10 protein-coding genes are annotated in these 11,995 nt (G+C 67.5%); 4 read left to right on the top strand and 6 right to left on the bottom strand.

What is annotated here, in order from left to right; translation table 11 throughout:
* Nucleotides 1–33: 33 nt before the first annotated feature.
* Genes murJ through BKA23_RS13220 form a run of 3 tightly spaced genes read right to left on the bottom strand, consistent with a single transcriptional unit; the run spans nt 34 to nt 4,967 of the window.
* Nucleotides 34–2,007, bottom strand: coding sequence for a murein biosynthesis integral membrane protein MurJ (murJ, locus tag BKA23_RS13230; RefSeq protein WP_145229214.1), 1,974 nt, complete (start codon nt 2,005–2,007; stop codon nt 34–36).
* Nucleotides 2,000–4,534 (bottom strand): DUF6049 family protein, encoded by a 2,535-nt coding sequence (locus tag BKA23_RS13225; protein WP_145229212.1) that lies wholly within the window; start codon nt 4,532–4,534, stop codon nt 2,000–2,002. The genes murJ and BKA23_RS13225 overlap by 8 nt, the downstream gene beginning before the upstream one ends.
* Nucleotides 4,482–4,967, bottom strand: coding sequence for an NUDIX hydrolase (locus BKA23_RS13220; protein ID WP_145229210.1), 486 nt, complete (start codon nt 4,965–4,967; stop codon nt 4,482–4,484). Before BKA23_RS13220 ends, BKA23_RS13225 begins: the two co-directional genes overlap by 53 nt.
* Before the next feature lie 124 nt (nt 4,968–5,091).
* On the opposite strand from BKA23_RS13220, the gene BKA23_RS13215 reads away from it, so the two are divergent.
* Nucleotides 5,092–6,600: a CCA tRNA nucleotidyltransferase gene (locus BKA23_RS13215; protein ID WP_281287565.1), complete on the top strand. Its 1,509-nt coding sequence runs from the start codon at nt 5,092–5,094 to the stop codon at nt 6,598–6,600.
* Between the two features lie 28 nt (nt 6,601–6,628).
* On the opposite strand, the gene BKA23_RS17690 is transcribed toward BKA23_RS13215, so the two are convergent.
* A complete protein-coding gene (locus BKA23_RS17690) occupies nt 6,629–7,093 on the bottom strand; it encodes a hypothetical protein (protein WP_170226522.1) in 465 nt (154 codons plus the stop codon).
* 10 nt (nt 7,094–7,103) lie between these two features.
* Between BKA23_RS17690 and BKA23_RS17685 the strand changes: the two genes are divergently transcribed.
* From BKA23_RS17685 to BKA23_RS13195, 3 genes are all read left to right on the top strand, one after another.
* Nucleotides 7,104–7,373, top strand: a complete 270-nt coding sequence (locus BKA23_RS17685) for a hypothetical protein (RefSeq protein WP_170226521.1) — start codon at nt 7,104–7,106, stop codon at nt 7,371–7,373.
* Nucleotides 7,374–7,596: 223 nt separating this feature from the next.
* Entirely contained in the window at nt 7,597–8,304 is a 708-nt protein-coding gene (locus BKA23_RS13200; RefSeq protein ID WP_145229205.1) for a hypothetical protein, read from the top strand.
* 141 nt (nt 8,305–8,445) lie between these two features.
* Nucleotides 8,446–9,264 (top strand): SGNH/GDSL hydrolase family protein, encoded by an 819-nt coding sequence (locus BKA23_RS13195; RefSeq protein ID WP_145229202.1) that lies wholly within the window; start codon nt 8,446–8,448, stop codon nt 9,262–9,264.
* Between the two features lie 159 nt (nt 9,265–9,423).
* On the opposite strand, the gene BKA23_RS13190 is transcribed toward BKA23_RS13195, so the two are convergent.
* Nucleotides 9,424–10,995, bottom strand: a complete 1,572-nt coding sequence (locus tag BKA23_RS13190) for a fatty acyl-CoA synthetase (protein ID WP_145229201.1) — start codon at nt 10,993–10,995, stop codon at nt 9,424–9,426.
* A complete protein-coding gene (locus tag BKA23_RS13185) occupies nt 10,995–11,921 on the bottom strand; it encodes an alpha/beta hydrolase (RefSeq protein WP_145229199.1) in 927 nt (308 codons plus the stop codon). Before BKA23_RS13185 ends, BKA23_RS13190 begins: the two co-directional genes overlap by 1 nt.
* Between the last annotated feature and the right edge of the window lie 74 nt (nt 11,922–11,995).

Raw genomic sequence — 11,995 nt, 5'->3', positions numbered from 1 at the left:
GAGCCGAAGCCGCCACGATCGGCCAGGCAGGGCTCAGCGGCCGGTCAACCGGCGCAATCCGCCGAGCCGTCCGGTCACCTGCTGGACGAGTTCTTCGACCTCGGCAACACGCATTCGGCGAGCGCCACCGAAGTAGATCACGACGAAGGCAGCGCCGCCGAGCAGCAGCGAGAGCAGCGCCCCGACGCGATGGTCGGTGTCGATGAGCTGTCCGACACCGAGCTCGATCGCCACCGCGACGACGGTGGCGGCGACAGCGGCGACACCGAGACGGCTGTAGGCGCGCACGACGTCCGACACCGGCACCCCGCCGAGCATTCGCCGCAGCCACCAGAAACCGATGATCGCCTCGATGATGTAACTGAGCGACTGCGCGAACGCCACACCCGAACCGACCCACGGGTCGGACAGCACGGCGAACGACACGAGGGTGAACACGCTGGCGATGACGGTGCAGATGACCTGCATCCGGAACGGTGTCCGTGCGTCCTCATAGGCGTAGAACACCCGCTGCACGATGACGCACACGGTGAACGGCACCAGACCCAGCAGCATCGCGATGGTCTGCCGGCCGATGGCCGTGGCGTCGACGGCCGGCCACATCGTGTGCACGATCGGCATCACCAGCGCCAGCGAGCCGATCGTCGCGGGGATCGTGGCGACGCCGGACAGCCGCAGGCTCAGGCGGACGTCACCGACCACGGCTCGGGTGTCACCGCGATGAGCCGCCCGCGACATACGGGTGAACAACGCCGTGATCAGGCTGAGGGTGACCAGCGAATGCGGCAACATGAACAGCAGGAAGGCCACGGCCTGTGCCTGGGTGCCGCCCGCCTTGTTGAGCACGTTGGTCGACACCAGCATGCCGAGTTGCTGCACGACGACCGCGAGGAACGCCCAGACCGCGATGCGCGAGGTGGTGCGCAGCCCCACACCGCGGAAGGTGAAGTTCGGTGTGAAGCGGTAGCCCGCCCGGCGCAGCGGAGGGATCAGCGCGAGCGCCTGCGCCACGATGCCGAGGGTCGCCGAACCGGCGAGCACCACGATCATCGGCATCGTCCACCGGTCGACCGCGCCCACCGGTCGGCCGCCGGAGGTCTGCATCAGCAGCCAGATGATGCCTGCGATCGCGAAGACGTTGGCCAGCACCGGCGACCACATCGGCGCACCGAACCGGCTGCGCGCGTTGAGCACCTCGCCCAGCAGCGTGTACAGGCCGTAGAAGAAGATCTGCGGCAGGCAGATGGCGGTGAAGATGGCGCCCAGCCGCCAGGTCTCACCCGAGGACGACAGTGAAAACAATTTGAACAGCAAGGGCGATGCCGCGGTGAACACGATCGTCACGCCGAGCAGGATCGTCATCGCCAGGGTCAGCAACCTGTCGGTGAAGGCCTTGCCGCCGTCCGGGTGACTCAGCGCCCGGGTGATCTGCGGCACGAGCACCACGTTGATCACGCCGCCGGCCAGCAGGATGTAGATCATGTTCGGCAACTGGTTGGCGGTTGCGAACGCGTCACCGGCGATCGTCGTGCTGCCGATCAGCCAGATGAGCAGCCAGGTGCGCACCAGACCGAGCAATCGCGAGACCATGGTGCCGGCCGCCATGATCGCGCTCGCGCGGCCGATACCCCGGGCGCCGGACTCGAGCGCTGCATCGGCTGCCGGTGTGCTGGTCGCCGGGTCGACCGCGCCGTCGACTCCGCGCGTTGCAGATCCGTGTGCCGTGGACGCGTATGCCGCGCCCAGCGACGCAGCCGTGCCGTATGCCGCATCGCCGGCGTCGGGGGAGGGGCCGTTCCCTGACCCTGCATCGGCTGCCGACGCCGCTCGGCGACGCGCGATCTCGGCCGGGTCGGCCACCGGCAGGTAGCCGGAGTCCTCACCGATCCAGGCGGCGTACTGCTGACCCAGGCTGCCGGGGGATTCCGGTGCGACGGTGTCGGCGCGGCGCGGCGCGGCGGCCTCGGCATACAGCTCGCCGAGGGTATGGCGCTCGCGGTCACTCATCGCTGTGGTCGCCTTCAATGTGGTCTGTCGTCGTGGGTCGGTGCCGGGTCGTCAGGCCCGTGTCGACGATCGCGTCCTCCGGTGTCGCCTCGTCACCTGCGCCGAGCGGAGTCGGGGTGCGCGGCCCCCGTCGCAGTGCCTTGCGGAGCCCGAAGATCAGCACCGCGATCGCGATGACCGCAAGCCCGCCGATGATCATCCAGGATGACGTGGGCTGCACGTTGATGCGCAACTGGGCGGGTACAGCCGGACCGAGGTCCTGACCCTGCGGCCCGGTGAGTGTGGCGTCGACGCGGACGGTGCCGGCCCCGACGGCCTTGAGGCCGAAGCGCGTCGACGTGCGCGAGTTCGCTTCGATTTCAATGGTTTTGGAATTGTGGGAGATCAGCAGCTGATAGCGGCGTGGAAGCAGCGTCAGGGTGAGATCGTGCACGGGGACGTTCAGGCCGTTGGCGACCGTGACGGTGATCTGGCCGGAGTCGGTGAAGAAGTTGATGTCGGACGGGTTGACCGTGACCTGACCGACAAGCGCGGTCATGGCGGCGTCGGCGGTCTTCTGAGTGGTGCTCAGAGCGCTTGCCTGCCCGCGCCACCGGGTCGACCCGACCACGTCGAGCGCGCGTGCCCGGTCGGAGACCTCGTCCTGCGCATCGACCAGGATCGAGCTGAGCGAACTCAGCTGATCGGCCGCCGTGCCCAGTTGGTGCAAGGTGGTGCCGTTGACGGACGTGGCGGTGACCGGTGGGAAGGCCGTGCCGGCGGTCGGTTTGCCCAGCAACGACGTGGTCGGAGCGGCCGCGAGCGCGGTCGTCGTCTCGGTGTCATCGCGCACCGACACCCACGATGCGCGTTCGAGCGCTGCGACCTCGGCGGCGAGCGCCGAACTGGGCATCCCACCGGTGCGTGGAACGACGAGTGTCACTGAGCGAGCTGATTCCGGAGACGTCTGATACGTGGCCATCAGTTGCGCGAGCAACAGTTGGGTGCGTAGTCCCTCATCGCCGCCACCAGCGGAAAAGGTGCGCGACAGAGTTTCGTCATACGTGAGCAGACCGGACGTGCCGGCCAGCCGGTAGGCGCCCGAGATCTGCGACTGCTGCGGAGTGGCCACCGCACGGGTCGGCAGCACCTCGACCGGTGCACTGGTGCTGGTGCGAGTCCAGGTGACGGCGATCCTCGACAGCTGCGAAGCGGACATGTCGCCGACGGGCCAAAGCGCACGGCGGGCGCTGATGGCGCTCAGCTGAGCCGGTAGCGCGACGGAGAGATCCCGGTTGATCAGCGCGGATCCGCTGCCGCCTGTCGCGGACAGTGCCGTGAGGTCGGGGTCGTCATACGGCAGCCACCAGACGTTCTGCCCGTGGGTGAGTTCGGCGAACCGCGAGGTTGCGTTGGCGACAACGGCCGCCAGCTGTTCGGCCGGAGTGGTGGGGGCGGGTGTCGGCGTCTCGGAACTGCTCGATGAGCCGCTGGCGGAACTGCTTGAGCTGCTGGGGTTCCCGCTTGCACCTGCGCTCGACGAAGCGGCGTTGCCGGAGGTGAGGTTGCTCGAACCGTCGGCAGTGCTCGTCGGCGTCGGGACCGGTGACGACGCGCTCGGACTGGAGGAGGAGCTGCTGGAGGATGCCGACGACTCCTGGCCGGAAGACGCCGACGCCGACGCCGAGCCGGTCGTCACCGCGGGGGTCGGCAGATTGTTGTCGGCGGCGGCCGGGGGATCGAGGATCTCCGGATCCACCACCCAGGTCACGGGCAGTCCCTGGAACTCGGTCAGCGTCTGCTGCAGGGCCGAGTCTGGCCCGATCGCATTGATCCAGGCGGTTGTTCGCGCGGTGCCGGTCGGTCCGAAAAGCGCGGGATCAGCTGGCAGGGTGAGAGGTATGACGATGTCCAGCTTCAGTGGCGAACTCACCCTTCCTCCTGCGATCGACAGCGTCGTGCGAACGCTGCCACGGATCGCCGACGCCGACTGTCCGCTGCCGTCGGTGACGGTGATCGTGAGGGGCAGCGAGGCGAGTGAGTAGCCGAGGTCGAGCTTGTCCGCCGGGATGGTCGCGTCGAATGCGGACGTCGAGTCGCCCGGTAGCTGCGGGACGGTCGCGGTCGCCACATCCTGCACTGGTATGTCGAGGCTGCCCGATGCCCAATTGCGCACCGACGTCATGGTGTCCAGCAGTCGCGATCCGAGCGCGATGTGCACGACCGGGGCCGTGATCGTGGCGGAACCGGTGTTGGTGATGGTGCCGCTGACGGTGACGGCCTTCTTGTCCGACGTCAGGATCGGACTGGTCGGCGAAAGGCTGATCGTCACCGACGTGCTGGGCGAGGCTGCCGCCGCGCTCGCTGCGACCGTGTGCAGGGAGGCCGCTTGCGCCATACCGGACCAGGCGGTGACGAAGGCGAACAGCGCACAGACGAAGATCGCCGCGGCATACCGCGCGGTGCGGTGACGGTGGCGGTGGCGGTGGGCAGGGTCAGCCGGTGCCGGCGAGGTGCTGCCAGGCGGTCTGGGCGATGCGACGTTCATTGGGGAAGGTCAGCCGCCCATGCACTCGGTCCAGCCGGAACCAGCGCGCGTCGACGGCCTCGTGGTCGGGGTCGCCTTCGATGCTGATCTCGCCACCGAGTGCCTCCAACAGGTAGTGATGCACCCGCTTGTGAATCCGGAACTGGGGGGTGCTGAACCAGTAGTCGATTGTGCCGAGCGTCAACAGGGCACGACCGATGATGCCTGTTTCTTCTTCGACCTCACGGACCGCGGTCTCCACCAGCGTTTCGCCGGGCTCGACGTGGCCTTTGGGCAGACACCATTCCAGGCGCCCCGCACGATTGTGCCGGGCGATGAGGGCAATCCACGCGAAGCCCCCCGCCACGTCGATGATGACCCCACCCGCGGAGACCTCCTCCTGCGCCGGCAGCCGCCGCACGGGGCGGCTGGTGCGGGCGGGATGAAGGCTCATCTCAACACTGTAACCACGCAGTGTGCGAACACCAGCGCCGTCGGCTGGATTTTGTGTGGTTGCGCACTCGTGGCGGTTGCCGGTGATTCGGGGTGGCGCGGCCACCTCGCCTAATCTTGCGGTTGTGTGGAAGTCCCCCCGGTCACCTGAAGACTCCGCTGCACGCTCGTATGCCGAATTGCAGCGTCGCGCGGTGCAGCACCTCGCGCCCGTGCTGCCGATGCTGCAGCACCTCGGCGAGGTCTTCGCCGACGCAGGGCACGAAATCGCGCTCGTCGGTGGTCCGGTGCGTGACGCCTTTCTCGCGCGGACGTCGGCGGACATCGATCTGACGACATCTGCGTCGCCGGAGGAGACCGAGGCCCTGCTGAAGCCGTGGGCGTCGGCGACGTGGGATGTCGGGCGGGCCTTCGGCACGATCGGCGCCCGACGCGACGGCCTGCAGGTCGAGATCACGACCTACCGCTCCGATGTCTACGACCGGCAGTCACGCAAGCCGGTGGTGTCCTTCGGTGACTCGCTGGAGGACGACCTGCTGCGGCGCGATTTCAGCGTCAACGCGATGGCGCTACGGCTGCCGACGCTGGAATTCGTCGACCCGCACGGTGGACTGGCCGCGCTCGCCGACCGCACTCTCATGACGCCGGCCGCGCCGTCGGAGTCTTTCGGCGACGACCCGCTGCGGATGATGCGTGCGGCCCGGTTCGCCGCGCAGCTGGGGTTCACGGTCGACCCGCGGGTGCGCGAGGCGATGCGTGAGATGGCCGGGTCCATCGAGATCATCTCGGCCGAGCGGGTGCGGGACGAGCTGGTCAAGCTGATGTTGTCGGCGGCGCCGCGTGCCGGTCTGACACTGCTCGTGGAGACCGGCCTTGCGTCATACGTGCTGCCGGAGCTGCCGGCCCTGCAACTGGAGGTCGACGAGCACAACCCGCACAAGGACGTCTACGAGCACTCACTCACCGTGCTCGAGCAGGCAATGGCTCTCGAGGGCGAGAGGTCGGTGCCCGGCCTCGAATCGCCGGCGACCGTCCCCGGACCGGACCTGGTGCTGCGCCTGGCCGCGCTGTTGCACGACGTGGGCAAGCCCGCGACGCGTGCCTTCGAGCCCGGCGGGGGAGTTTCCTTCCACCACCACGAGGTCGTGGGGGCGAAACTCGTGCGCAAGCGTATGCGGGCGTTGCGTTTCGACAAGGCGACGACCGCCGACGTGGCGAGGCTGACCGAGTTGCACCTGCGCTTCCACGGATATGGCGGAGGCGAGTGGACCGACTCGGCCGTGCGCCGCTATGTCACCGACGCCGGGCCGATGTTGTCACGACTGCACCTGCTGACCCGCTCGGACTGCACCACGCGCAACCGGCGCAAGGCCGCCGCCCTGGCGCGAACGTATGACGACCTCGAGGTGCGCATCGCTGCTTTGCAGGAGCAGGAGGAACTCGCAGCCGTGCGGCCCGAACTGGATGGCAACCAGATCGCCGGGACGCTGGGCATCACGCCCGGGCCCGTGCTGGGCCGTGCCTACAAACACCTGCTGGCATTCCGCCTGGATGCCGGTCCGGTCGGCGAGGACGCCGCGCGCGAGGAGCTGCAGCGCTGGTGGGGCGAGCAGCCGGAGGCCGGTCAGGGGTAGGTCTCGGCGAGCGTTGCAGGCGTGACGCTCAGCCGATCTCGCGGCCGGAACCCGTTGCGGTCTGACCGTGGCCGTCGCTGATCGTCCCGCTGAACACGAACGAGCCTTTGGCAGCGCGGAACGTCACGACGACATACAGCGCGGAATCGGCGTGGTGCTCGTGATGGTGCCGTGGGTTCTGCACAGAAGCCGACATGGGCGTCTTCACTCCGACCATCGAGGTCTTGACGGTCACGACGCACCCGCGGCTGCCGAGGGCGAAGAAGACCATTCCCCAGACCTTCCCGCTCGCGGCCCGGACAGGCGCCTGGGCCACAACGTGATAGCCGGATCCGCACGCCTTGACGGCGATCGCGGATGCTGCAGCGGTCGAGACTGATCCGCCACCGCCACCACCAGCGGTCGGAGTCGGAGTCGGTGCCGGTGGGCGAGAGGGCGATCGCGCCGGTGTGGTGCCCGAGTGGTCGGCGGAGGGGGTCCCGACCGCGGTCACGGTGGACCTCGTGATGGTGGCGGAGGCGGCGCTGTGGGCTGTCGACGACCCGGTGCTGGAACTTGTCGAGCTGCCGTCGCGTGTCGTTGATGTCAATCGGTTGGGGCTCGTCACGATGGTGTTCGGCATAGAGGTGAGTGACGGCGTCGTCGATGCGGCACCACTGGCCGAACTGCATCCGGCGATCAAGACACCGGCCACCATGGCCGCGCCGAGTACCCTCCCGCTGCGATTCATCCGGCCCCCTCCAGCTCGCGTTGTCGTCGCACAGTCTGTATGACGCAATCGTGTGTCACCTGTATGACGCGGTGGGCCACCCCGTGGTTGCGTGCACCCGGCGCGACCCGTGGCGATTGTCCGTGGTGCGTCATGACATTCGGCACAGGCGACCTACCGGTGACCGGTCGTACCGTGGAGCCGACGCGCGACCCGCGTCGTCATACGTATGCCTTCGGGTGCAAGTTGCTTGTAGCACAGCGGTTCGTTCAGCGAGGAGTCTTGACATGCGTCGATATCGCCAGTCCTGGTGGTTGGTTGTCGTTGCGATGTGGGTGATCTTCGGCGCGTTGCACCTGCCGGAGTTCTTCGCGGTTGTGATCGTCCTGGCGATGCTGGTCGGATCCGGGGTCTTCCGCGCTCGTGGCGGGCGCATCGGTCACCACAACCGGTCGCACGTCCACGGTCGGGGCCATGGCGGTTACGTGGGTGGCCCGTCGCCCGACTACGACTACGTCGAACCCGTCTGGCAGCCCCAGCAGCAGGACCCGCCGCGGCCGGTTGTCGACCTGACCAAGCCGGCGTCGACGGTCGCGCGCAGCCTGGCCGAGCTTGCTGCTGATCCGCGGTTGCCGCAGGACCTGCGTGAGCAGGCGCTGCGCCTGGACGAGCGCTGCGGCGAGGCGTCGACCTACCTCGGTGAGCGCAACGCAGATGCCGCCGAGGTCTTCGAGATCGACCAGATTCGCAGCGATTTCGGCCCGGAGGCGTTGAAGTCCTTCCTCGCCTTGGCGCCCGGCACGGCCGACACGACGGTGCTGGCGGACGGCAAGACCGGTCATCAGCTGGTCACCGACGAACTCGACCTGCTGCTGCGTGCAGTCAGCGAACGTATGACGCATGCCGGTCGACTCGGCAGCGAGCCGTTGCTGGCCAACCATCGGTTCCTTCAGGAGAAGTTCGGCAGACGCCATGGGGACGACCTGCAACTGTGAGGCGAACCGCAGGAATCGCCCCGGTGACGCAGGTAAATTCTTGGTATGCCGCTGTTTTCGGCTTGGTAGGAACTCTTCCACTGGTGACACACGCAGGGCTTGACTGCGAGACGGCACATTCCCTCTCCCAGGAGTCCCTCCATGTCAGGTCTTGGCAAGAATCGCTCGGCCGTGCGTCTCGCAGCGAAGCTCGCGGTGGGTGCGACGGCGGCAGCGTTCGCACTGGTTCCGGCGGTCAGCGCATCGGCGAGCGGCGCCAACTATGTCGCGCTCGGTGACTCGTACTCCGCCGGTGTCGGCTCCGGCGACTACATCTCGTCCAGCGGCAGTTGCGACCGCAGCCCCAATGCGTACTCGGCACTGTGGGCGGCGGCGAACTCGCCTGCGTCATACACCTCGGTCGCCTGCTCCGGCGCGACGACCTCCGACGTCATCGCCAACCAACTGTCGGCGCTGTCGAGCAGTACGACCCTGGTGAGCATCACGATCGGCGGCAACGACGAGAACTTCAGCGGGATCATGGAGGACTGCACCCTCGACGGCACGACCACCTGCGTCAACGAGATCAACGCCGCCGAGGCCGACGCCCGGACCAACCTGCCGGCGAAGCTGGCCGCGGTCTACAACGACATCGCCGCGGACGCGCCCAACGCGCAGGTGGTGGTGCTGGGCTACCCCGAGTTCTACGACCTGTCGCAGGACTGCATCGGGCTGAGCCAGACTTCGCGCACGGCCATCGACGGTGGTATCGACGTGCTCGACTCGGTGATCCAGACCGCGGCCGAGAATGCCGGCTTCACGTATGCCGATGTCCGGTCTGCCTTCTCCGGTCACGAGATCTGCGACAGCGACCCGTGGCTGCACTCGCTCAACTTCACCGACATCAGCGAGTCGTATCACCCGACCGCCGACGGCCAGGCGAACGCGTACTACCCGGTGTTCAGCAGCGAGGTCGGCTGACGTTCGGGAATCCGCCCGGCTCTCCGCCGGGCAAAATTCGACGCTGGGGCGGCAACAGCGGCCCCAGCGTCGAATTTCGCTGAGTCTCCTGTTGCGATATTCGACGGTATGGCGGTGATAGCAGCCTCAGCGTCGAATTTCGTTGGTGTTGCAGCGCGTTCAGGCCTCGGTTGCTGTGTCCCGCAGGTCGCGTTTGAGGATCTTGCCGGAGGCGTTCCTCGGCAGATCATCGATGAAGACGACCTCCTTGGGCACCTTGAACGGCGCCAATTGGGTCCGGGCGTGCGCCAGCAGTTCGGCTGACTGATCGACCGGGGCGCCTGGCACGCCGTCGCTGACGCTGCGCAAGACCACGAAGGCCGTGATCTTCTCGCCCCACTTCTCGTCAGGTATGCCGACGACGGCGACCTCCGCGACCGACGGATGCGTGTAGAGCGCATCCTCGACCTCGCGGGAGGCGACCAGCACGCCGCCGGTGTTGATGACGTCCTTGATGCGGTCGACGACGAACAGGAATCCCTCGGCATCCCGCCTCACCAGGTCACCCGAGTGGAACCAGCCGTCCCGGAACGCCTCTGCCGACTCCTGCGGTTTTTCCCAGTAGCCCGAACACAGCTGCGGCGAGCGGTAGATGATCTCGCCCGGCTCGTCGTCGGCCACCTCGACGCCGTTGCCGTCGACCACGCGTGCCTCGACGAAGAGCACCGGCCGACCGCACGAATCCGGCCTGTCCGCGTGGTCCTCGGGACGCAGCACGCATGTCAGTGGTGCGACCTCCGACTGACCGAAGCAGTTGTAGAACCCCACCGTGGGCGCCTTGCGCTGCCACTTGTGCAGCACAGGCACCGGCATGATCGAGGCGCCGTAGTAGGCCTTGGCCAAACCGTCGAACGAAAGCTGCTCGAACGAGGGGTGATTCGCCATACCGACCCAGAGGGTCGGGGCTGCGAAGAAGGATCGGTGACCGTCATTCGCCAGACGGCGAAGGACGTCGCCTGGCTCGGGAACTTCGAGGATCGTGTTGGTCGCACCGACCATGAGCGCAGGCAGCACGAAGACGTGCATCTGAGCGGAGTGGTAGAGCGGCATGACGTGCAACGGCTCGTCGTCTGCACGGAAATCCAGTGCCGCCAGGCAGGAGATGTACTCGCTCACCAGCGCCCGATGCGTCATGATCGCGCCCTTGGGAGCCGACGTGGTGCCGGAGGTGTAGAGCAACTGGGCCACGTCGAGATCGTCGATGTCGACCGCGAAATCCATTGGTGCATCGACCGATTCGGCGATCTCTACGAGCGATCCGGGCGTATCCCGCAGCGCGATGAGGTGACCCGGCAGCGTAGGCACGGCGTCCAGGTGGTCACGCAGACTCGGGTCGACCAGCACGGCAGCCGCACCGGACTGCTCGATCAGATACGTGAGTTCGCGGCCGATCAGGTTGTAGTTGAGCGGCACATGCACCAAGCCGCTGCGGGCGCAGGCCAGGTAGCCGATGAGATAGGCGTCGGAGTTCCTGCCGAGCGCCGCGACCCGCGTTCCCTTGTGCAGGCCGAGCGAGTGCAGGTATGCCGCAACTCTGGTGACGGCCGCGTCGAGAGCGGCATATGTCCATGTCCGATCCTCGAAGCGCACGGCGATCCGTGGGCCGAAGGTGGCGGCGCTGCGGCGCAGCACGTCCGAGACGGTATTGCTGCGCAGCAATGGAGCGGCGGGGTCGATGGCCGCGGACGCCATCACGACATCACCCGTTCGTCGAGCCAGGCGATCACGTCGGCGCCCACTTCGTCACGGTTGGTTTCGTTGAACAGCTCATGTCGAGCGCCCGGATACAGCCGCAGTGTGAGGTCCCGGATGCCGGCGTGACGCAACTGGTCGGCGACGGCGCGCACTCCCTTGCCGTTGGCGCCGACCGGATCCTTGTCGCCGGAGATGACCATGACCGGCAGCGCCGCCGGGATGGCAGCGACCTCGGCGTCGTTGTTGATCCTGGCGAGTGCCGGCAGCAGATCCGCGTAGAAGCCGGCTGTGAACACCTGGCCGCACGCAGGGTCTGCGACATACGCGTCGACCTCGCTCTCGTCACGGGACAGCCAGTCGAACTCGGTGCGCGCCGGTTTGAATGCCGCGTTGTACTGCCCGAACGTCAGCCGGGTCATCAACGGGCTGCGCGCCCGCCGACCTCGCACCCGGCACTCGGTCTTGGCGATGGCGGTGCCGACCCGGCCGAGCAGGCCGGGGTCGCCGGCGGTCCCGGACAGCACCAGTCCCGTGAGAGATTCACCGTGCTGTATGGCGTAGGCCCGGGCGAGGAACGAGCCCATGCTGTGACCGATCAGGAACACCGGCAACCCGGGATTCTCCGACTCCGCGCGTGCCTGAACTGCCGCGAGATCGCCCACGACACAAGCGAATCCGTCGTTGTCGCCGAGGTATCCGGCGTCCTGCGCCGTGGTGGTCTCACCGTGACCGCGATGGTCTTCGGCATACACGGCGTACCCCGCCGCGGTGAGTTCACCGGCCAGCCGGGCATAGCGCTGACTGTGTTCGGCCATACCGTGTGCGATCTGCACGACGGCCTTCGGAGCGGCCTCCGTCAGCCATCGGCGCACGAAGATCTCCGTGCCGTCGTGGCTGGTCAGCGTGAATGTGTCTGCGGTCATGGCGAACCTCGCGGTGCTGGAAGGAGCCTTTCCTCGCGACGATAGCCGCTCAGGCCATGGCTCTGGCCCGCTTG

Source organism: Rudaeicoccus suwonensis, assembly GCF_007829035.1.
GTDB classification, from domain to species: domain Bacteria; phylum Actinomycetota; class Actinomycetes; order Actinomycetales; family Dermatophilaceae; genus Rudaeicoccus; species Rudaeicoccus suwonensis.
Note: the sequence above shows the minus strand (reverse complement) of the source record. Positions and strands in the feature narration are given on the sequence as shown.

Bases quoted from the DNA above. Each gene is read 5' to 3' on its own strand.
- murJ (WP_145229214.1), bottom strand. From the start codon at position 2,007: ATGAGTGACCGCGAGCGCCATACCCTCGGCGAGCTGTATGCCGAGGCC.
- BKA23_RS13225 (WP_145229212.1), bottom strand. From the start codon at position 4,534: ATGAACGTCGCATCGCCCAGACCGCCTGGCAGCACCTCGCCGGCACCG.
- BKA23_RS13220 (WP_145229210.1), bottom strand. From the start codon at position 4,967: ATGAGCCTTCATCCCGCCCGCACCAGCCGCCCCGTGCGGCGGCTGCCG.
- BKA23_RS13200 (WP_145229205.1), top strand. From the start codon at position 7,597: ATGCGTCGATATCGCCAGTCCTGGTGGTTGGTTGTCGTTGCGATGTGG.
- BKA23_RS13195 (WP_145229202.1), top strand. From the start codon at position 8,446: ATGTCAGGTCTTGGCAAGAATCGCTCGGCCGTGCGTCTCGCAGCGAAG.
- BKA23_RS13190 (WP_145229201.1), bottom strand. From the start codon at position 10,995: ATGGCGTCCGCGGCCATCGACCCCGCCGCTCCATTGCTGCGCAGCAAT.
- BKA23_RS13185 (WP_145229199.1), bottom strand. From the start codon at position 11,921: ATGACCGCAGACACATTCACGCTGACCAGCCACGACGGCACGGAGATC.